The 20,227-nt window shown below is 44.0% G+C and carries 17 protein-coding genes; 8 read left to right on the forward strand and 9 right to left on the reverse strand.

The features are described from left to right. Positions 1–149 precede the first annotated feature (149 nt). The 3 genes from Q0L00_RS05565 to Q0L00_RS05575 all read left to right on the forward strand — a co-directional run bounded on the left by Q0L00_RS05565 (position 150) and on the right by Q0L00_RS05575 (position 5,413). Positions 150–3,770: an amidohydrolase family protein gene (locus Q0L00_RS05565; RefSeq protein ID WP_297335877.1), complete on the forward strand. Its 3,621-nt coding sequence runs from the start codon at positions 150–152 to the stop codon at positions 3,768–3,770. 168 nt (positions 3,771–3,938) lie between these two features. Further along, on the forward strand, positions 3,939–4,832 hold the full coding sequence (locus tag Q0L00_RS05570; protein ID WP_297335878.1) for a YitT family protein: 894 nt from the start codon (positions 3,939–3,941) through the stop codon (positions 4,830–4,832). Further along, entirely contained in the window at positions 4,832–5,413 is a 582-nt protein-coding gene (locus Q0L00_RS05575; RefSeq protein ID WP_297335879.1) for an HD domain-containing protein, read from the forward strand. The genes Q0L00_RS05570 and Q0L00_RS05575 overlap by 1 nt, the downstream gene beginning before the upstream one ends. Here the strand turns inward: Q0L00_RS05575 and Q0L00_RS05580 are convergent. Genes Q0L00_RS05580 through Q0L00_RS05605 form a run of 6 tightly spaced genes read right to left on the reverse strand, consistent with a single transcriptional unit; the run spans position 5,410 to position 11,935 of the window. After that, on the reverse strand, positions 5,410–6,780 hold the full coding sequence (locus Q0L00_RS05580; RefSeq protein ID WP_297335880.1) for a nucleotide pyrophosphatase/phosphodiesterase family protein: 1,371 nt from the start codon (positions 6,778–6,780) through the stop codon (positions 5,410–5,412). The two genes, Q0L00_RS05575 and Q0L00_RS05580, sit on opposite strands and share 4 nt — an antisense overlap. Then, a complete protein-coding gene (gene eboE / locus Q0L00_RS05585; protein WP_297335881.1) occupies positions 6,777–7,985 on the reverse strand; it encodes a metabolite traffic protein EboE in 1,209 nt (402 codons plus the stop codon). Before eboE ends, Q0L00_RS05580 begins: the two co-directional genes overlap by 4 nt. Position 7,986: 1 nt before the next feature. Then, positions 7,987–9,135, reverse strand: coding sequence for a 3-dehydroquinate synthase (locus Q0L00_RS05590; protein ID WP_297335882.1), 1,149 nt, complete (start codon positions 9,133–9,135; stop codon positions 7,987–7,989). A gap of 52 nt (positions 9,136–9,187) precedes the next feature. Beyond that, entirely contained in the window at positions 9,188–10,102 is a 915-nt protein-coding gene (eboC, locus tag Q0L00_RS05595; protein ID WP_297335883.1) for a UbiA-like protein EboC, read from the reverse strand. A 1-nt stretch (position 10,103) separates the two neighbouring features. Then, positions 10,104–11,015, reverse strand: coding sequence for a TatD family hydrolase (locus Q0L00_RS05600; protein WP_297335884.1), 912 nt, complete (start codon positions 11,013–11,015; stop codon positions 10,104–10,106). Positions 11,016–11,047: 32 nt separating this feature from the next. Further along, positions 11,048–11,935 (reverse strand): EboA domain-containing protein, encoded by an 888-nt coding sequence (locus tag Q0L00_RS05605; protein ID WP_297335885.1) that lies wholly within the window; start codon positions 11,933–11,935, stop codon positions 11,048–11,050. Positions 11,936–12,276: 341 nt separating this feature from the next. Here Q0L00_RS05605 and Q0L00_RS05610 point away from each other — a divergent pair, with 341 nt between their 5' ends. Continuing rightward, a complete protein-coding gene (locus tag Q0L00_RS05610) occupies positions 12,277–12,648 on the forward strand; it encodes a DUF6567 family protein (RefSeq protein ID WP_297335886.1) in 372 nt (123 codons plus the stop codon). A 151-nt stretch (positions 12,649–12,799) separates the two neighbouring features. On the opposite strand, the gene Q0L00_RS05615 is transcribed toward Q0L00_RS05610, so the two are convergent. Both Q0L00_RS05615 and Q0L00_RS05620 read right to left on the reverse strand, forming a co-directional pair. Then, complete coding sequence (locus Q0L00_RS05615; RefSeq protein ID WP_297335887.1) at positions 12,800–13,147, reverse strand: type II toxin-antitoxin system HicB family antitoxin; 348 nt, start codon at positions 13,145–13,147, stop codon at positions 12,800–12,802. Then, positions 13,144–13,290: a type II toxin-antitoxin system HicA family toxin gene (locus Q0L00_RS05620; protein ID WP_297335888.1), complete on the reverse strand. Its 147-nt coding sequence runs from the start codon at positions 13,288–13,290 to the stop codon at positions 13,144–13,146. Before Q0L00_RS05620 ends, Q0L00_RS05615 begins: the two co-directional genes overlap by 4 nt. A 222-nt stretch (positions 13,291–13,512) precedes the next feature. On the opposite strand from Q0L00_RS05620, the gene Q0L00_RS05625 reads away from it, so the two are divergent. The 4 genes from Q0L00_RS05625 to Q0L00_RS05640 all read left to right on the forward strand — a co-directional run bounded on the left by Q0L00_RS05625 (position 13,513) and on the right by Q0L00_RS05640 (position 19,145). Continuing rightward, positions 13,513–15,054 (forward strand): M20/M25/M40 family metallo-hydrolase, encoded by a 1,542-nt coding sequence (locus Q0L00_RS05625; RefSeq protein ID WP_297335889.1) that lies wholly within the window; start codon positions 13,513–13,515, stop codon positions 15,052–15,054. Positions 15,055–15,427: 373 nt separating this feature from the next. Next, positions 15,428–17,752 carry a hypothetical protein gene (locus Q0L00_RS05630; RefSeq protein WP_297335890.1) on the forward strand — a complete coding sequence of 775 codons (2,325 nt, stop codon included), beginning with the start codon at positions 15,428–15,430 and terminating at the stop codon, positions 17,750–17,752. Between the two features lie 125 nt (positions 17,753–17,877). Beyond that, positions 17,878–18,663: an MBL fold metallo-hydrolase gene (locus Q0L00_RS05635; protein ID WP_297335891.1), complete on the forward strand. Its 786-nt coding sequence runs from the start codon at positions 17,878–17,880 to the stop codon at positions 18,661–18,663. 11 nt (positions 18,664–18,674) lie between these two features. After that, positions 18,675–19,145 carry a RidA family protein gene (locus Q0L00_RS05640; protein WP_297335892.1) on the forward strand — a complete coding sequence of 157 codons (471 nt, stop codon included), beginning with the start codon at positions 18,675–18,677 and terminating at the stop codon, positions 19,143–19,145. Between the two features lie 336 nt (positions 19,146–19,481). On the opposite strand, the gene Q0L00_RS05645 is transcribed toward Q0L00_RS05640, so the two are convergent. Continuing rightward, positions 19,482–20,063, reverse strand: a complete 582-nt coding sequence (locus Q0L00_RS05645) for a sigma-70 family RNA polymerase sigma factor (RefSeq protein ID WP_297335893.1) — start codon at positions 20,061–20,063, stop codon at positions 19,482–19,484. Between the last annotated feature and the right edge of the window lie 164 nt (positions 20,064–20,227).

The following is a 20,227-nucleotide window of genomic DNA, read 5'->3' on the forward strand; positions in this document are numbered from 1 at the left end:
GTTAGCTTCTTCTCAAACAAAGTGTTCAATTTCTAAAAAGAACAATTCCTGTTTTTGACCGAATTCGATCTATTTTTTTGGATGGCCCTAAAATAATTGGGCAAAATCGAAGATTAACAGTAGATTAATGCCCGATTAGTTGATCCCTTATGAGAAAAATTATACTCCCCAAACTCGCACTTGCTTTTACGCTATTTAGCATGAGTGCCCTGAATTCCCAGTCTCTACTGGCTCTTGAATTCTCCCCCTACAACCCCCTGCTGCAAAATGACAGCACCAAAAAAGACTCCCTGGACTATCCTAAATTCAAAGAGCTTCCGCTGAAGCCAGAACGGGAAGTAAAATTCACCACTTCCGAAGGAACTTGGATGAGCCTGGATGTCAGTCCAGATGGCAAAACCATCGCCTTCGATTTGATGGGAGACATCTACACCATTCCGATCGAAGGCGGAAAAGCCACTCCCATCACTTCTGGAATGGCCTATGAAACCCATCCGAGATTTTCTCCTGATGGAGAAAAAATCCTTTTTACCTCCGACCGTGCCGGCAGTGACAATCTCTGGTACATCGATCTAGTTAAAAAAGATACCGTGCAGGTCACCAAAGACAAAAATGGCGATGTGCCGGGCGCAGCTTGGTCACCAGACGGTGACTATATTGTGGTTGCCAAAGGCCGCCGCATCACCAAACTCTGGATGTATCACAAGGACGGTGGTGGAGGCATTCAGCTCAATCCGGACCCATCTGGTATGAAAACCATCGACCCTGTGGTCAGTCCGGATGGCAAAAAAGTTTACTTTTCCCACCGAAATGGGGCCTGGAACTACAATGCCCTGCTCCCCCAATATCAAATTGGAACCTATGATTTGGAAGAAGGAAAAATCACCTCCATCTCATCCCGATACGGCTCGGCATTTACGCCCACCCTTTCGAAAGATGGCAAATGGATGGCTTATGGCTCACGCTATGATGATAAAACGGGCTTAATCATTCGGGATATGGAAACCGGTGATGAGCGATGGTTGGCCTATCCTGTACAGCGGGATGAGCAGGAGTCCATCGCTCCTCAGGGCGTATTGCCGGCGATGTCTTTCACTCCTGACAGCCAGCATTTGATTGCTTCCTATGGAGGAAAAATATGGAAGCTCCCTGTGGACGGATCATCGGCCAGAGAGATTGCTTTCGAGGCAGAGGTCAAACTAGCCATGGGACCTCGATTGTATTTCAACTATGCCATCAAGGACACCACAGCCAAACTCGCCACCCAAATCCGAGATGCGGTTCCTTCTCCCGATGGAAAGAAATTGGCCTTTACAGTACTCAATCGCCTCTATGTCATGGATTATCCCGATGGGAATCCAAAGCGAATCAGCAATCACAATTTCACGGAAGCCATGCCCAGCTGGAGTCCTGATGGAAGCAAACTGGTGTTTACCACTTGGGATGAATCCGAAGGTGGAAATTTGTACACCGCCCAGGTAAACGGAAATCCCAACGTCACAAAAATCACCCAAGAAAGTGCCCTATATATGGGCCCCGTTTGGAGTCCGAATAATCGAATTGTGGTGTTTAAAGGTCCTAATCGGGTGCAATTCGAAGCTGAAGGTCCTGGAGTAAATGGTTCAGAGGCCGAACTCGTCTGGATGCCTGCCGCAGGTGGAGGCTTTACCAAAATCATGGATGCGGGAAACTACGGAAATGCGCATTTCACCAAAGACCCGGACAGAATTTACCTCAACGGCCCGGGAGGCACCTTACTTTCGGTAAACTGGGAAGGACACGATCAGAAAGAACATGTGAAAATCAAAGGCATTACGCCCTTTGGATCGGTAGCAGATCCCCATGCGGGACATGACCACGATGCCGAATTGGAGGACTTCAAATATGTTTTTGGAAAGCCAATTTCCACGGCCTCCGTTTTGAATTATTGCATGCTTCCTGAGGGAGTTTCCGCCCAAGAACCTCAAATGCAGCCTGCCAGTGCCAGTACCATTTTGATGGCCCCGGAAGGAAACAAGGCACTTGCCCAAGTCAATAACAACGTGTACATCGTCACCGTACCTCAGGTCGGAAAAACCCCAACCATCAACGTGGGCGAACCCAAATCAAGTAACTTCCCTTCCCGTCAGCTTACTGAAATCGGGGGAGAATGGCCGGCTTGGGAAGCCAATGGAAAAAAAGTCCATTGGTCGCTGGGCAACGGGCACTGGGTTTACGACATCGCTCGGGCTGAATCCCTTGAAGATTCGGTCAAAGCAGCTAAAAAAGCCAAAATGCTAGCCGAGGCAGATAGTGTCTCCACGTTGAAAGCTCAAGGAGAAGAAGCGGTGAGGCGAGCGGACTCGTTGGCAAAGGCTGAGAAAAAGCGGATCGATTCGCTTTTCAAAGCTGACAAAGCATTAGCCAAAGCCGACAGCATTCATAAAGCTGAGCAAAAGGAAAAGGAAAATTACCAACCCGAGGAGCGGCAGGTAAAAGTGTACTTTGCCAAGGACACCCCAAAAGGCTCCATTCTTTTGAAAAATGCCCGAATCATTACCATGAATGGAGATCGGGTCATAGAAAACGGGGACATTTTGATCGAAAATAACCGGATCAAATCCATCGGGGAAACGGGCACCTTGCAAGCCGGCAATGCAGCAGTCGTCGATGTGAGCGGTAAAACCATCACACCGGGATTTATCGATACGCACGCACACATGTGGCCGACCTGGAACCTGCATAAAAACAGCGTTTGGATTTACGCGGCCAATTTGGCTTACGGCGTCACCACGACTCGAGATCCGCAAACGGCAACCACCGATGTGTTGACCTATGCCGATATGGTGGAAGCAGGAATGGTCCCTGGCCCTCGTGTGTATTCTACCGGTCCCGGAGTAGGTTATTGGATGTACAATCTCAAGTCCGAAGAGCAAACCAAAAATGTCCTGAAGCAATACTCCAAATACTACAATACCCAATACATCAAAATGTATTTGGTCGGAAATAGACAACATCGACAATGGGTCATCATGGCTGCTAAAGAGCAGGAATTGATGCCTACCACCGAAGGGGGATTGGATTACAAACTTAACATGACTCAACTTTTTGACGGATATCCGGGCCATGAGCATTCAATTCCGATTTACCCCCTTTACTCAGATGTCACCAAAACGATAGCCGAAAGTAAGATGGCAGTGACTCCAACTCTGCTGGTTTCCTATGGCGGTCCTTGGGCGGAAAACTATTTCTACACGACCGAAAGTCCACTTCACGACCCTAAATTAAATCGCTTTACTCCCTATAATGAGATGAATTCCAAAGCCCGAAGAAGGGTTGGTGGACTTGGTGGCTGGTTTGCACCGGAAGATCACGTATTTGAAGATCACGCACGCGGCATCAATGACATTGTCAAGCAAGGCGGTTTGGCCGGAGTGGGATCACATGGTCAGCTTCAGGGATTGGGCTACCACTGGGAACTCTGGTCGGTAGCCAGCGGAGGAATGAGTCCAATGGATGCCCTTGGTACAGCAACAATTCTAGGAGCTGAAGCGCTGGGATTGGATCAGGAACTGGGCAGCATCGAAGTAGGGAAATTGGCAGATTTGGTCATCATGGATGGGAATCCTCTGGAAAATATTCGAAACACCAATACCATTTCTCATGTGGTGAAAAACGGAAGACTTTACGATGGGAATACACTCGATGAAATTCTTCCTAATCCCCGAAAACTTGATGTCAGCCCTTGGACTAAACCTGCGCCTAAAGTAACCACACCTTTGACGTATTAACTTAAAAATCAAATGGGATGGAGTAAAACTAAAGCCCAAAACCCGAACTGACTTACAAAAAGCCCACCTCAAGTTTGGAGGTGGGCTTTAATTTGATTTAATTACTTAAGAGTTTGTGCTACTAGATCAAACAAATTACACCAAATTATCTACACCTTGTGATCACGAATGGTAAATAGCCTAAAACAAGTCGATTGGAGATCGATTTTTTCCCTCTCTTCACTGAGTTATACGGTGATTGGTGTCGCTTTTGCAGCAATTGCATTGGAAGCATTTATGCTCCCAAATAAATTTTTGGATGGAGGAGTGACAGGTATTGCCATTTTGGTCAATTTGGGCTTTGGGATCAATTTAAACCTCCTTTTGGTCTTGATCAATTTACCCTTTCTCTGGATGGCTTGGCAAAAAATTGGAGAAACCTTTGCCATCCAATCTGGTCTTTCGATTTTTCTTTTGGTCGCCGTTCTTCACTTTCTAGAAGTTCCCGCGGTGACTGAGGACAAAGTATTGGCCGCTTTTTTTGGAGGATTTTTGATGGGAATGGGAATCGGATTGATAATCCGAGGAGGAGGATTAATTGATGGATTTGAAGTCATTACCGAGTATGTAGAAAAAAACTCACCGCTTTCTGCAAGTGAAATCACGATTTTCCTCAATTCTATCCTGATGCTATCAGCCGCTTTTGTTTTTGGCATAGAGCCTGCTATGTATTCTATACTCACCTATTTTACGGCGATTAAAACCACCGATTATGTGGTAGAGGGGTTTGAAGAATATACTGCCCTGACCATCATTTCCAAAGAGGATGAAAAAGTAAAAGAGTTGATAGTCAAAGAATTTAACAAAGCGATTTCGGTTTACAAAGGGGAGCGCGGCTACTTACCGGAGACCTTTCATATCAAGCATCCTTGTGACATCATCATGACTGTGGTAACCCGGTTGGAGGTACATCGGATCAAACTCGCCATTCAAGAAATAGACCCAAAAGCCTTTTTCTATGTTCAAACGATCAAAGAAGTCAAAGGTGGAATCATCAAAAAAGTTGGTAAAAAACACGTCTGATGGATTTTGAAGAATTGAAACATACCGTCTTCAGAGATATTCTGAAACGACTCCCAAAACACCTGACCTATCACAGTATAACGCACACCGAATATGTGATGGAAAAGGCAGAGTTTTTCGGAAGAATTGAAAAGCTACCTGCTGAAGAACTCCTTTTATTAAAAATAGCTGCACTTTTTCACGATACGGGATTCATCGAAAACCCCAAAAACCACGAAGAAATTGGATGCCGAATTGCTCAAGATTATCTAAAAGAGGAACTATCCGACAGAGATTTAAAAATGATCTTTGGGATGATCATGGCCACCAAAATCCCCCAATCGCCACGAAACTTGTTGGAGCGAATTCTTGCCGATGCGGATCTGGAATATTTAGGGACCGATCAATTTCAAAATCAAGGAGAAGCGCTTTTTGAGGAATTGAAATACTTTAATCCTGAGCTTACCGAGACACAATGGAACGAACTTCAGCTTTCCTTTTTGGAAAAACACCAATACCATACAGATTTTTGTAAAAAATACAGGGAGCCTGTCAAGCAGGAAAACCTGCAAAAGGTCAAAGATGCCTTAGCCCAAACTTAAGCCTTTAAGGCCCGATAAATCAGCTCGAAAACTTCGGTTGGCTGAATCGTGTTTTTAGCGTTCAAACTCGTATTTGAAACAAAAACAGGTTTATCCTCATCCGATTCCGGAATCCGCCCATGTGCACCCTTTACCAATGTTGCATCGAGTGGAATCACATCCATCAAATAACGGAAACCCAATTTTTTCTTTAGCACTTTTGAACCCACTTTGAGTAAGGGAACTTTGATTTTGGGATCCAAAATCAACTCTACCGGATCATAACCCGGTTTGCGATGAATATCCACACAGCGTGCATAATCCGGAGCCTTTTTATCATCCATCCAAAAATAGTAAGTAAACCAAGAATCCTTATCGGCAACGACGACCAAATCCCCAGATCGCTCATGATCCAAACCGTAGGCCTTCTGTGCCTTTTTATCCAACACCTGTTCGATTCCCGGCGTATTTTCCAGTAGACCTTTAACCTGACTGTACAGGTTCTGATCTTGGATATGCACATGGGCTACCTGATGATCTGCTACTGCAAACGCCTGCGAAGTTCCCGCATCCAGCGTCTCAAGCCCCAATTCATTTTTCACCTGAATCCATCCCGCTGAGCGCAGAAGTCGATTAATGTGGATAGGTTTGCTGACCGAGGTAATTCCATATTCGGATAGCAGAATCACTTCAGCGCCTCGATTTTCGAAATAGGTAATTAAATCCTGAGCAACTGCATCAATCTCTTGAAGGCTTTTGCCGATTTTTTCAAAATCAATCCCGTATTTCTGAAGGGCGTAATCTAGGTGGGGAAGATAGATTAAATTTAGAGTTGGATTGTGCCATTCATCCACCTTTTTGGCCGCATCAGCAATCCACTGAGTGGAGCTGATATTCGCATTGGGTCCCCAAAAGGAGAAAAGCGGAAACTGCCCGAGCTCCTGTTGAAGTCGATCCCGAAGCTCCATAGGCTGGCTATGACAATCGGGTAGTTTTCTTCCATCAGCTGGATAAAGTGGTCTTGGCGTCACCGCATAGTCCACTGTGGAGTACATATTATACCACCAAAATAGGTTGGCACAAGTAAATTCAGGGTTTTCGGATTTGAGTTTATCCCAGATTTTGGGCGACTGGACGAGTCGGTTGGATTGTCTCCAAAATTTGATTTCACATTCATCCTGAAAATACCAGCCATTTCCGACGATGCCATGTTCATTCGGCATTTTTCCGGTCAGGTAAACCGACTGGGCCGAGCAGGTTACCGCAGGAAGCACCGGTTCGATGACCGAATGTTGTTTTTTGTCGATCCAAGATTTCAAAAAAGGCGTATGCTCCCCGATGACTCGGGAGGAAAGTGCTACAATATCAATGACTACGGTTTTCTTCATAAGAGTTTCAATTGCGGAATCACCCAGGCTAACTCCCGGCTGATGGTTTCTGCCAATGGCAATCGCTCCGAGGGTGGCAAAACTTCCCAAGTATAGGTCTCTACTTCAAGATGATTGCAAGTTTCAGGATGACCTTTGAGAAATCCCAAAACCTCCGAGATAACTGCATGGGTAGATTCAAAATCCTCGTATTTAGGATTATAAACGGGGACATGAAAATGAATTCTCCATTCCTCTTCCTTGGCTAAGCTTAGATTCTCCAAAGCCTCAGGAAGATCGCAGTAAGCCACATGTTCTCCATCCGCTTTACGCCCAACCACTTGATGTAGGTAAGTGGACTCTGCAAAAGCCAAAAGTTTTGACTTCAACAGCTCACGATCCTGATCTAAGTTCACTTTCAGTGCCGCGGAAAGCTGGACCTTACCCACTTTAATTCCCGCTTTTCTAAATTTGGCAAACGTCTCCAAAGGCTTTTCGTAAACAAGGGCAAAATGACAGACATCATAGCAAACCTGAATGTGTTTGTAGATTAATTTTTCTGCTTCAGGTTCAGAAATTTCCATCGACGCGGAAAGAAGCTTTGCCCCGACCGGAATCAACCAAGCTTCAAAAAGCCAGATCATTTCATCTGAATTTTCTAAAATACCATCCGGTTCTGGCTCCATATCGAGGTGTAAAAACTTACCGCTATTTGTTTCGATTTGAGCCAACTCAGCCACTACCTCCATCAGATTTTCAGTAGCAGCTTTCATTAACCGGGTACGATCCGATTCACTTTCTTGCCAATGACGATACGAAATAGGAGATGTAGAAATCCCCCCATCCACTCCCTTTGGAAGCAATTGACTTAAAATCCGAAAAGATCGGATGGTATAATCCTTTCTTTCGACAGTACTCCAATCCGGTGCATGAACTTGATCTTTGACTACCGTACGATGAAAATCCGCATACGGAAATCCATTGAGGGTAAACACGTAGGCATTGGCCGAATTCAGCCAGGATTTGAACTCCGCGAGTTTATCCTTCGCTTCCAATTCCAAACTTGCTTCATGGGAAAGTCGCAAGCCGATCCCAAAAGGCCCTTCAAATTGAAGGGTTTCCCTCACTTGAGGGATATATCGACGAAGGTTGTCAAAAGTGGCTGCCCAGCTTTCTCCCGGGTGAATATTGCTGCAGTAACTTAAATGACGGGTATCGATTTGCATCTTAACGGAGACTTAATTTTCTAGACTTTTCTTGAAGAAAGCTGACTGATTTTTGAATCAAGTGATCATCCATTTCATGAACCTCCACTCCTTTTCCGAGTTGTTCCAACAGCATGATGGTTAATTGCCCTCCCAAATGCTCCTGAAATTCCCGAAGGCCTTGCAGGAGATTTTCTGCCGATAATTCAGGTTCATAAAGCGAAAAGCCCAAACCCTGAATCAGTTCCAATATTCGCATTAAATCCTGTTTGGAAATCCAACCCAAAAGATGAGAATAAGTCGAATCTAATGCAATTCCAATCGCTACTGCTTCTCCATGACGAATGCGATAGGCACTCAAATGCTCCAGTTTGTGCGCTGCCCAATGCCCAAAATCCAGCGGACGGGAAGAGCCCTGCTCAAACGGATCTTTTCCTGCAATGTGGGCCATATGCATTTTTGCACAGCGGATGATTTGGGTTTTCATCGCTTCCATGTCTCGGGTGGCCATCGCCTTTTGATGTTTTTCCAGCCACTCAAAAAAATTGAGATCTTTGATCAAGGCCACTTTTAAGGCTTCTGAAATTCCCGATCGCCAGTCTCGATCATCCAGGGTTTTGAGAAAATTAAAGTCATTCAAAACTGCCACGGGTGTGGTAAATGTCCCCAGGTAGTTTTTCTTCCCAAAGAAATTGATGCTGTTCTTGACACCCACTCCGGAGTCGTTTTGGGAAAGCACAGTGGTTGGAATTCGAATCAGCCGAATGCCTCGATGGGAAATCGCTGCGGCAAAACCCACCATGTCTAACACTGCTCCCCCACCTATTGCCACGATGTAGGCATGCCGATCAATTCCAAACTCATGGGTAGCCTGTACGATTTGTTGATACACCGTAGGATCATTTTTGCAGGCCTCTCCACCGGGAACTATTTTCGGTGAAGCACTAAGAAAAAAGTGCTTCTGATGTGCTTTTTGAAAGGCTTGAATTTGATCGATGAGTGCTGGAAAAGCTTGGACTACGCCCTGATCAATCACAAAGTAAGTTTTATTCTTTTTCCCCTTTTCTAAAACATCCACAAATAGTGAATTGGACGGGTCAAACAGATCCTCTGTAAAGCAGACCGGATACTGGAAAGTAACTGCAAAAGATTGCTGAAGGATGGTATTCATACAAGGTTAATAGGTCTATTGAGGGGAAAGTTTCCCAAAGAAGTATATTTCCTTAGGTTACCGCAAATGCTTTGGCCAGCCACAAAGATAAGGGGAGCAGCAATAAAACGAGGACGCCAAATTCCCAGCCTTGGAAGGCGGCTGTCAGCGATGCATTGACAATGATCAGAGAAATTACGGCAGCCTTGACGGATTTTCCGATCAATTGAGGACTTTGGGTTCGAATTGCACGGATAAGCGGTGGAAAAATCATGTAAGCGACCAAGCCTAGGAAGGGTATCACCTGCCAGAAGTTCGGATTTTGAATTTTGGCCAAAATTAGAATAGCGGTCAAAATGATCAAATACATAAAAAATCCAGCAAATAAAGAGCGCCTGTTTTTCCCATGTACTTCCCCTCTACTCACCATAGTAATCGCGGCCACATAGATCAGAGGAAGGACCCCAATAGGCCATACCTTACCGAGGACCTCGGGGGCTACGGCAATTCCCAGCAGCAAATTCCCTGTGCGGCAAAGGCCCATATTAATTGGACCAAAAATCCGCTGATGCTTTCCCCAATAATCGTAAATTAACGCACAAACCGAAACCGAAACAGCCAAAACCCCAGCCCATAAATTGACCTGAAAAGCCGCTAAAACCCCTAAAACCAGCAAGAGAGTGGCCATCAAAATCGCACCGTTTTGGGAAGCTCTGCCACTGGGAATCGGGCGTTCCGGGCGCTCCACTGTATCCAGTTCTGCATCGGCAATATCATTGAAGGCAACCCCTCCTGCATAAAGCCCAATAGTACTGAGAGAAAGCCAAAGCAAATTTTGCCAGAAATCCCCAGCTCCCAACCTCCAATCTGAAATCAAGTAAACCCAGCCGCCAGCAATGGCAAAACCCGCCCAGATATCTGCAATCGCCGTGATCACATTTGCGGGGCGGGTGAGTTGCAAATAGGCGAAAAGTGCTCCTCGCTTCATGTTAGTTTTCTACTCGGTCAGCAGGTCCCTCCACTCGGGGTACCTGTCCCCCACGGAGCACAGAATTTCCTCCCAACTTTTTGGTCTGATCAATAGGCGGAGCGCTCAGCCAATCATTCTCGTCCATCTGTCCGGATAGCGAGAAAGCGGTGAGTGCATTACGATAGGTCACCAGCTCCACATGCTCCTCGGGAATACCCATTTTGCGCATCAAGTCTGCTGTTTTTGGCACAGCCAAGGGATCTGAAATCCCCCAATCTGCAGCTGAATTAACAATAATTCGTTCAGGACCATATTGTTTGACGATCTCTACCATGCGCTCCGACCCCATTTTGGTATGAGGATAAATCGTAAAACCAGCCCAATACCCTCTGTCCAATACTTCCTTGACCGTCTCCTCATTATTATGATCGACTATGACCCAGCCTGGATCCATTCCATGCTCCTCAGCCACATCCATGGAACGATAAGTCCCTTTTTTCTTGTCACGGTGTGGCGTATGGATCAGCACCGGCAAATCCACCTCTTTGGCCAATTCCAATTGCTCCCGATAAAAACGATCTTCCGCCTCGGTCTGATCATCGTATCCGATTTCACCGATCGCCACCACACCTTCTTTTCCAACATAAAGCGGAAGCAATTCCATCACCTGCTCGGCCAAGGGAATATTGTTGGCTTCCTTGGAGTTCAAGCCCATGGTGCAATAATGAACGATTCCAAATTGACTCGCACGAAACCGTTCCCAGCCTACAAGGGTACTGAAATAATCCTTGAAACTTCCTACTTCTGTCCGGGGCTGTCCCAGCCAAAAGGCGGGTTCGATGGTCGCTACAATTCCAGCCTTTTGCATCGCCTCGTAATCATCCGTTGTCCGGGATACCAGGTGAATATGTGGATCTATATATCTAGCCATAACTTCTGTTTTTGTACGATTAAGTTTCTTTATTAAACGCGGGAATCCTGATATTCTTTCCCAATTTTTTCCCAGGTGACTTCACCTGATTCCAGGGAAGCTAAGATTTTGGGATAATCTGCCAACAAGGCTTTTGCAGGAGCAAAATCACATTCATAGAGGGTCAAGGCTCCTCCACTTTGCTCCAATTTATCTGCAGAGCTCATCACCTTTTTGAGATCGGGAAGGTATTGATCATGTACAAAAGGTACAACTAATCGCCAAAGCTCAGGCATGACATTTCTGCCGGCAGCCCATCGCTCATGGGCAAAATCTGAAGCTATCTCGGCCAAGGCTGAATTTCTCCGCTTTTCCAAACCCTGAATGCGGTAAAGTGGACGCTGCATAAAAACCGCTTTAAGAACGAGCTGATTCCAGTTGGCTTCGGGAAAAAAAGCGGCAGGAAAAGGATTATTCAACGCGATGGCGTCGAAAATAAGCGTCATATTCGTCCGGCAACCGTCGATCGCCCGCGAAAGCAAATCTTCCTTGAAAGGCAGAATGGGAAGCGCAGCAAAAAGCGCTTGCTGCTCATGCATATCGCCGGTTTCAAAAAGCTGATTCATCACTGAAAACCAGGTTTCCTTCTCCTCTGGTAAATTCAACAAAAGAAATGATCTAGCACTCTGAAGGACATTCCAAAAGGCAGGTTCAAAACCCGAGACCAATTGATCTGCTTGATTTTTTTCTTGCTCACTGAGCTTAAGCAGATCTTTTGTGAAATAGCGTGATGCTTGGCTGAAAGACAGAAAAAAAGCAGTTGGGGAAGCGGATTCCTGAATTTTTTGGGCTTTTTGCTTGAGCCATAGGATGGATTTTTCTTCCGTATTTGCCTCTAAGGCCTGGAGCAGAAACCTGCGGATTTCCAGATTTTGATTCATCGGTTAGTTGAGCTTTTGGGAACTGTAAATTAACTCATTCAAAAATTAATTTCCATCCGAATTGGGAAGAGCGGATAGGAAAAAGAGTGATCTCTGATAAAAATCAGTTAATTGAAGAAAAGTTAGTCCTTTTCAGATACAAAAAGCATTTCAAACTCATGCAGGAGATTTTGAAATTCAACTTGATTTCAGGAATTAACTTTTTCATACCCACAGCAAAAATACTGATTTTTAACCACATAGAGTCCAAGCCTGAAAAAATCAACTGATAGGCTTGAATTACAGCACTTGAACTCCTAGATATAATATTAATTTCATTCATAGTTTAATTACATTATACAGTGAAAAAATCATTAATTAAATCAGCTTTATTTGGATCTACCTTGCTTTTTTTTGGCAGTTGTGCTAGCCATAGTGCATTTACAGGAAATTTGAATTCTCAAAATACACAAGTTATCCTTTCGGAGAAAAATTATGAGGTACAAGACCGAGTTGAGGGGAAAGCAAATGCCACTTATATATTTGGTATAGGTGGACTTAGTAAAAAATCACTCTTAGAATCTGCTAAAAATGAAATGTATCAAAATGCAAATCTCCAAGGAGGATCCAAGGCTTTGATCAACGAAACGTTCTCTACCAAAACTTCTTTCTTTTTGTTTTTCTGGAAGCATCAGGTCAATGCTTCGGCCGATGTCATTGAATTCACGAAGTGATTACCTTAAATGTCTTCTTAGATTTACAATCCCGAAAAATTTTAGATTACTATTCCCAACGGCACCTGACTGAAATCAGATGCTCGATTATGAAAACGTTGATAAAGAAAATAATTTACTCAATTTTATTGAGGAAATTTAAAACAATAAATCAAGCCAATTCCTCTTCCCGGCTTAAATGCAAACGAATTGCTTCGGCTACTAAATTATTCAAAGACGTCTTTTCCTCCATTGCCCTCAATGCGGCTTTTTGGTGAAGGGCCGCTGGAATCCGAACGTTGAAACTTCCTTTAAACGGTTTTTCCGGAATTTTTCCTTCTTCCTTACAGATTTTCAGATATTCATCGACAACTGACTTGAATTCATCTTCTAGTTGTTTTCCAGTTTCGCCTTCAAAAGAAAGGAGCCCTTGAATCCCCAAAACTTTTCCATACATCAATTTATCCTCAGGACTATATTCAATACTTCCTGTAAATCCTTTGTATTCTAAATATCTCATAAATTCAATATCTCTTTAATTTGCCTCAGTTGATACTGTTTAATAATGCCGCTGGGATGTGGTCTATGTAATAAAATAGGCACTCCCTCCACATTTTCAAATCTTACTCTGGAGCCAGAAGTTTTTCCTTTTTTTTTCCTCATAAAACCCAAAATATTTTAAAATAACTACCATCTCATTAAAGTGGAAATCTTTGGGAAACAGGAGGAATCTGGCTATCAGTTTTTCTTTCTTTGACAAAACACTTTGTGACTGAATACAGTTGCAAAGATAAAAAATACTTTTCTGATTTCAATACATATCCACAAGCGGTTCTTCACTTTTGAGGCCTTTCCCATATTTTTATTTTCTAAACAAAATCTACTATGATCAAACACTACCTTTTAGGGATGGGACTGATGCTATTTTTTGGCATCCAAGCACAAGCCCAAGACCCCGTTATCGACAACATCATCAAAGAAGCTCGAGAAAACTCCCAGCTCAAAGAACTCGGACATGAGCTTCTCGACGGAATCGGCCCTCGACTAGTCGGCTCTCCCCAAATGCAACAAGCTCATGACTGGGCAGTAGAAAAATACCAATCCTGGGGCATCGAAGCCCGAAATGAACAGTGGGGCGAATGGCGCGGCTGGGATCGAGGAATCACGCATATCGATATGGTAGAACCTTGGGTTCGCTCCTTATCGGGAATGCAACTTGCCTGGTCCCCATCTTCTCCTGAAGGCGGTGCTCAAGGCGAAGTTATCGTTTTGCCAGACTTGGCTGATGCCTCAGCGTTTCAGGCATGGCTACCCAATGCCAAAGGGAAATATGTTATGATTTCTACCCCTCAATTGACTGGTCGTCCTGATTACAATTGGGAAGAATGGGCTACCGAGGAGTCTTTTGAGAAAATGAAAGAAGAGCGTGCTGAATTTGAGCGGGCATGGAATCAGCGATTGCAAAAAACCGGTTTGGGAAGAAGAGAATTGCCTCAAGCCTTGGAAGACGCCGGTGCTTTGGGCATCATCACGAGCTACTGGTCAAGAGGATTTGGAGCGAATAAGATTTTCTCTGCGATGACCAAAAAAGTACCAACCGTCGATCTGTCACTTGAAGATTACGGGATGCTTTATCGTCTAGCCGAAAGCGGAAAGAAACCGATGATCCATCTGAATGCCCAATCCAAAGAAACCGGGGTACAGCCTACCTTCAATACTATCGCTGAAATCAAAGGAACCGAAAAACCAGAGGAATATGTGATGCTTTCGGCACACTTTGATTCATGGGATGGGGGTACTGGCGCAACAGATAATGGAACTGGTACCATCCTGATGATGGAAGTGATGCGAATTCTGAAAGAAGTGTATCCTAATCCCAAAAGAACAATCCTAGTTGGACATTGGGGTTCTGAAGAGCAAGGCTTGAATGGATCCAGAGCATTCGTGGAGGATCATCCAGAGATTGTCGCCAATTTGCAGGCCTTATTCAACCAAGACAATGGGACCGGCCGAGTAGCCAATCTTTCCGGACAAGGCTTTGTGGACAGTTATGAGTACTTAGGTCGCTGGCTTTCTAAGGTTCCCCGGGAAATCACACGGGATATCGAAACTACCTTCCCAGGAAATCCCGGTGGTGGCGGTTCCGATTATGCTTCTTTTGTAGCAGCAAAAGCACCGGCATTTAATTTATCCTCCTTAAGCTGGTCTTACTATAATTACACCTGGCACACGAACCTGGACACCTATGACAAAATTGTTTTCGACGACGTACAAAACAACGCCATCTTAGCCGCAATATTGGTCTACATGGCCTGCGAGGAGCCAGAAATGGTTTCCAAAGAATTGAGAATCCCCCTAGGCAGAAATGGCGAGCCCACGGATTGGCCAACTCCACGCTCTCCTACCCGCAAAGGCGGAATGGATTAAAAATTTCCTAAAAACCTTAAAAAGCTTCTTCAGAAATGGGGAAGCTTTTTTTTAGCTTTCCTTAACTTCAGTTATTTTTTTAGTGAAAGAAATTTTCATACTCGACAGCACCCCATATTATGGGTAGTTAATCCTGATGGATAAAATCTACTAAAAGGGATATTTTAAAAATTAACTCCTTCTCTGTAGTCAAAAAGACTCAATCAAACTTTTTAACCTCAATATTGATTTTTTCTCATTCTGCAAAAAGAAGGCCTCACGCAGTTTATTTCAACTGGAAAGAAAATATCAGCTACTCATGCAACTCAACTTTTGATTTTTCCATCCTAAAGGGGAAAAGAATTTTCACAAGCTAAACCAACATACAGATACGATGAAATTGACGATTAGACCCATTGTTTTTCTGCTACTTTCCGTTTTCGCTTTTGCGGCATGTGAAGAGGAAGACAAAAACCCTGTAAATCCACTCACCGCAGATGCTGGCGACTCGGCAGAGGGATTTGTGGGATTTGCAACCATTCTTGACGGAAGTCTCTCCACCAACTCCATGGGAAAACCTTTTGCCTACCAATGGGAGGTAAATTCAAAGCCAACAGGTTCAACAACCACTATTGAAAATGAAAATGAGGTTTTTGCCAAGCTGATTGGTACCCTTCCCGGGGAATATAAAATTACACTTACCATTTCCTACTTAAATTGGGAAGACACTGATCAGGTGATTATAAGCCTTAGTGACGACCCTGAACCTGATCTATTGGCGGTAGCTGGCGAGGACCGGACGGTAGAAATCGGAACTTCCCTAGCACTAAATGGAACTGCTTCTATCTTGGGAGGAGAGCAAGTTCAAATCCTCTGGGAAAATGTTTCCAAACCCGAAAACAGTTCCGTGGCTATCCAAAATCCCACATTGATTGAAACTACTTTCAGCCCCAATAAGCCTGGAGAATATGTATTTAAACTTAGCCTGACCCGAGGAGGATTGAAGTCGCAAGATTTGGTAAAAATCAACGTGCTGGAAAGCAACTCCAATCAGGGACCAGTCCTTATCAACGCAGATATTTTGGAAGATCGGACCTTGACCAATGTTTATGTATCTGATTCTGACAAATTGGACTATTTGGTCACTCAGGATGTGGCGGTAAGAGGCGCAAAATTGACCATAGAACCTGGAGTCCGAATTAGTTTTGAAGATGGGGCAGGATTGATCATTGCAGAAAATGCATCCTTGAAGGCCTATACCATGCTGACCGAGACCTTGCCGATTATTTTTCAAGGCAAAGAAGCCCAAAAAGGGTATTGGGACGGGATTAAAATTCTTTCTAAAAATCCCCCTGAATACCTGGTAGGGATAGAGGTAAGAGATGCAGGAAAACTGGGATACGGGATTCAGGTTGGGTCTGGAACAAAATTATTTCTATCAAACTCCACCATTCACCTCAATGATGGAATTGGGCTTGATTTTCAAATCAGCTCCCAACTAGCGGAATTTAAGAATAATCGGATCAAAGAAAATACCAATTCTCCATTACAAATTCCTGCTAGTTTGATGACCTATGTTTCTTTTGACAATCAGTTTCAGGATGGACCAATTCAGATCATAGAGGGGAAAATCCTAAGCGGGACAGACAATTTTTGGCCGACATTTCAGGTAGAATATGACGTTTTAGATGAATTGGTTATTTACAATGGCTCTACTTTGGTGCTTTCCACTGGCGCTCACTTAAATATGGGCGATGATCAGGGAATCCGGGTGATTTCAGGTGGAAAACTCCGCATACTTGGCGAAGAGACAGCTCCAGTAGTCATCGAAGGAAAAACCAAAGCCAAAGGTGCCTGGAGAGGAATCTACATCACTGACTCCCAAGGAGCAGTAAGCAGTATCATGTTTGCCAAAATCAAACATGCAGGAAGCACTCCAATTGCAGGACAAGATGCTGCCACCATCAAACTGGGCAATGGAGCAGGCCTAAAAGTAGTCAAGACTATCCTGGATGAAGGGAAAGGCCATGGCCTGGAAGCCGCTGCGACCAATTTAACCATTGAGTTCAGCCAAAACATCATCCAAAACCACCTGAAAAATCCACTTTCCATTTCCGCTCAGGTGGTAGAACATCTCGATTATTACAACAAATTTGAAAATAATGGCGAAAATGAAGTCCTCGTCGACGGATTCCATCCACTGGCCAAAGATGGAGGAGAAATCATCTGGAAAGGTTTCCAGCAGCGTATCCCCTATGTGATCAAAGGATTGAGCAAGGACCTGGTAATCCAATCTGGAATGCGGCTCAAAGAGGGTGTGATCCTCAAAATGCAATCCAATTCACGCATTGATGTACAAGATGCGAATGGAAGACTCGGGTATTTAAGAATCGAAGGAAATGAAGCCAACCCGGTAATTATCCGCGGTGTGGGCGAAGAGGCAGGTTCATGGTATGGAATTACCTATTCTACCCATCATGCACAAAATCACATCCAATACGCTGAAATTTTACATGCTGGAAAATTGTTGGCAAATAATTTCTCAGCTGCAATCACCGTGGACAACGTCCCCCAAGGATCTTTGCTTATTCAAAACTCAAGGATCGCTTACTCCGGGCAACACGGAATCGCAGTCGCTAAGCAATTTTCAGACTTTTTACGCACGTCCAATTTAACTTTTGAAGGAATTCCAGGGAATGAGATTTCTGCTTGGGAGTAATTTTTTGGGTTTTTTTATGGGTGAATCCCCCGTCGCTTTTGGCGGGGGATTACTCCAAAAATCAAGTTAAAATTAGGATATATCAAAACCTAAATCACATATACAACTAAAAAAGACATCGGAAAATGGAGATCTTACATTTGAGAAATGCCACCATCAAATTGAACTATGGGGGGTTGACCTTTTTAATTGACCCCTATTTTGCTGAATTGCATAGTGAACCATCCATGGGAGGGAAATCAAAAAACCCAACCTCCGCACTTCCTATTCAAATTTCGAAAATTATTCACCACGTAGATTTTGTGATCATTTCGCACCTACACCCAGATCATTTTGACCGTCTTGCACAGCAAAAAATCCCAAAGGATCAAGCGATTATCTGTCAACCTGGAGATCAAAAATCCATTCAGTCCATGGGCTTTACCCAAGTAATTCCAATGCAAGAAAAAATGATCCTGGGCAAGACCAGCATTTATCAAACGAGTGGTGCGCATGGTTTTGGGAAAATGGCAGAAATCATGGGCCCGGTTTCAGGGCTGGTATTCCAAAATGAAACCGAGTTCACCCTTTATTGGCTGGGAGATACGGTATTTGGAGAGGAGGTAAAAAATCAGATTAATCGATTTGACCCCCAACTCCTGATCTGTCATGCCGGTGGGAACAAATTTTTCAAAACCTTCGATTTTCTGGGTTTAGGATTGAAAGAAGATACCTCTCCTTTGATCATGGATTCAAAACAACTGGAGGAGCTCATTCGATTTGCACCCAAGTGCAAAATCATCGCAACGCATCTGAACGCACTGGATCATGAGACTGAATCTAAGGAAAGCTTAGAACGCATGCTAGCAGAAAATGGCTTTCCTGCTGATCGGATCTATATTCCACAAAATGGCGAACGACTCCACTTTTAAACGGGTAAAAAATGAACCCAAATAATGATCTGTTCAACAACCTAAAAAAATTAGGTTTAACCTTACCCGAACCCAGCATCCCTGGAGGAAATTATCAATCACTCACTATTCGGGGTCAAATTATCTATCTGTCAATTCAATTTCCAATAGTTAATGGAAAGAATTTATTTCTGGGAAAATTAGGCCAAAATATATCAACCCAAGAGGGATACCAAGCAATGCAGCTTTGCGGGCTCAATTTATTAGCCCAAATTTATCATAAAGTAGGGTTTGATCACTTTTTAGGGTTTAATCATTTAGACATCTATTACCGGGGATCAGAAGGTTGGGATGACGGACCGATAGTCGCAAATGGAGCTTCAGACCTTTTGGTAAATTCTCTTGGAAAACCCGGCTTGCACAGCCGATCGATTTTTGGAGTCCAAAACTTACCTCGTGATTTTTGTGTGGGGTTATCCGGTTCAGCAAGTTTAAAAATGTAACTAGCTGAAATTGAAACTACCCTCTGTAAAAGGTGAATAATAGCTTCTTGATTCACCGGGATGCTCTGCAAATCCCCGGTGATCAAAACAAAAGAGTTCAAAGTGGGTTATAACCCACTTTGGCAACACCCTTTCATTGAGAATTCTAGCCCCCAAAATGAGTGATGAAATCGAGCATGACCTACCCGTCACACACCGGGATGATTAGAATTGCGAGATTCCATCTGACCGCTAAAAAACAATTATAAACAGATGAAATTTTGGGACAGGCTACTTTTTGTATAGTTAATCAGGTTTGAAATTATCCAAGGGAACCACCTGTGAGTTTTCAAGAACTCAATTGTTCCTAGGTTCCATTTGCAAGAGTCGCTGCAGGAGGACCCGAGCCCGACACAGTTGAGATTTTGAGGTATTTTGAGAAATGGAGAGTTCCTTTCCTATTTCCTCATGACTTAGCCCATCAAAAACAAAGAGTTCAAAAACCTTCCGGTACCCAGCCGGCAGCAGTTCCATGGTCTTGATCAGATCTTCCCAATGGAGCGCTGTATCGGGGTTTTCCTGATTTGCCGCTAATTGGATTTTTTCCAAGCCAGTATCTTTCTGCCACTGGGATTCTTTCTCCAACTGCATCAGACACTCATTGACCACTATACGCCGGATCCAGCCCTCAAAGCTTCCGGTCTGTTTGAATTGCTCGATTCGATCAAAAATTTTACGAAATGCGACCAAGAGTACATCCTCTGCAGCGGCAGAATTTTTTACATACTTCAGGCAAAGGTTCAGCATTTTAGGATAAAGCCGATTAAAGAGTTCGCGCTGTGTCCGGGGATTTTGTGCAAGGCAGCCCAGATACAGTTGCTCGATCGGAAGTCCGCTAGTGGAGGGTTCCGATGACAGGTTGACCAATGTAGATTTCATAATAGATAGTTGGATAGTTTTTAAAAGTTGGTTTCATTCTCAAAAAGGGACATTGGTTGATGGTATTATCACGAGATTCGATCAAGTGTAGATGTGTCATTGGCACCACATGAATGGGTGGTTTTTTGGGTCAAGCTCCTCGATTTAGCATGGGCAGAGATCGT

This window comes from Algoriphagus sp., assembly GCF_024305035.1.
Classification (GTDB): domain Bacteria; phylum Bacteroidota; class Bacteroidia; order Cytophagales; family Cyclobacteriaceae; genus Algoriphagus.

Bases quoted from the DNA above. Each gene is read 5' to 3' on its own strand.
- Q0L00_RS05565 (WP_297335877.1), top strand. From the start codon at position 150: ATGAGAAAAATTATACTCCCCAAACTCGCACTTGCTTTTACGCTATTT.
- Q0L00_RS05570 (WP_297335878.1), top strand. From the start codon at position 3,939: ATGGTAAATAGCCTAAAACAAGTCGATTGGAGATCGATTTTTTCCCTC.
- Q0L00_RS05575 (WP_297335879.1), top strand. From the start codon at position 4,832: ATGGATTTTGAAGAATTGAAACATACCGTCTTCAGAGATATTCTGAAA.
- Q0L00_RS05580 (WP_297335880.1), bottom strand. From the start codon at position 6,780: ATGAAGAAAACCGTAGTCATTGATATTGTAGCACTTTCCTCCCGAGTC.
- eboE (WP_297335881.1), bottom strand. From the start codon at position 7,985: ATGCAAATCGATACCCGTCATTTAAGTTACTGCAGCAATATTCACCCG.
- Q0L00_RS05590 (WP_297335882.1), bottom strand. From the start codon at position 9,135: ATGAATACCATCCTTCAGCAATCTTTTGCAGTTACTTTCCAGTATCCG.
- eboC (WP_297335883.1), bottom strand. From the start codon at position 10,102: ATGAAGCGAGGAGCACTTTTCGCCTATTTGCAACTCACCCGCCCCGCA.
- Q0L00_RS05600 (WP_297335884.1), bottom strand. From the start codon at position 11,015: ATGGCTAGATATATAGATCCACATATTCACCTGGTATCCCGGACAACG.
- Q0L00_RS05605 (WP_297335885.1), bottom strand. From the start codon at position 11,935: ATGAATCAAAATCTGGAAATCCGCAGGTTTCTGCTCCAGGCCTTAGAG.
- Q0L00_RS05615 (WP_297335887.1), bottom strand. From the start codon at position 13,147: ATGAGATATTTAGAATACAAAGGATTTACAGGAAGTATTGAATATAGT.
- Q0L00_RS05620 (WP_297335888.1), bottom strand. From the start codon at position 13,290: ATGAGGAAAAAAAAAGGAAAAACTTCTGGCTCCAGAGTAAGATTTGAA.
- Q0L00_RS05625 (WP_297335889.1), top strand. From the start codon at position 13,513: ATGATCAAACACTACCTTTTAGGGATGGGACTGATGCTATTTTTTGGC.
- Q0L00_RS05630 (WP_297335890.1), top strand. From the start codon at position 15,428: ATGAAATTGACGATTAGACCCATTGTTTTTCTGCTACTTTCCGTTTTC.
- Q0L00_RS05635 (WP_297335891.1), top strand. From the start codon at position 17,878: ATGGAGATCTTACATTTGAGAAATGCCACCATCAAATTGAACTATGGG.
- Q0L00_RS05640 (WP_297335892.1), top strand. From the start codon at position 18,675: ATGAACCCAAATAATGATCTGTTCAACAACCTAAAAAAATTAGGTTTA.
- Q0L00_RS05645 (WP_297335893.1), bottom strand. From the start codon at position 20,063: ATGAAATCTACATTGGTCAACCTGTCATCGGAACCCTCCACTAGCGGA.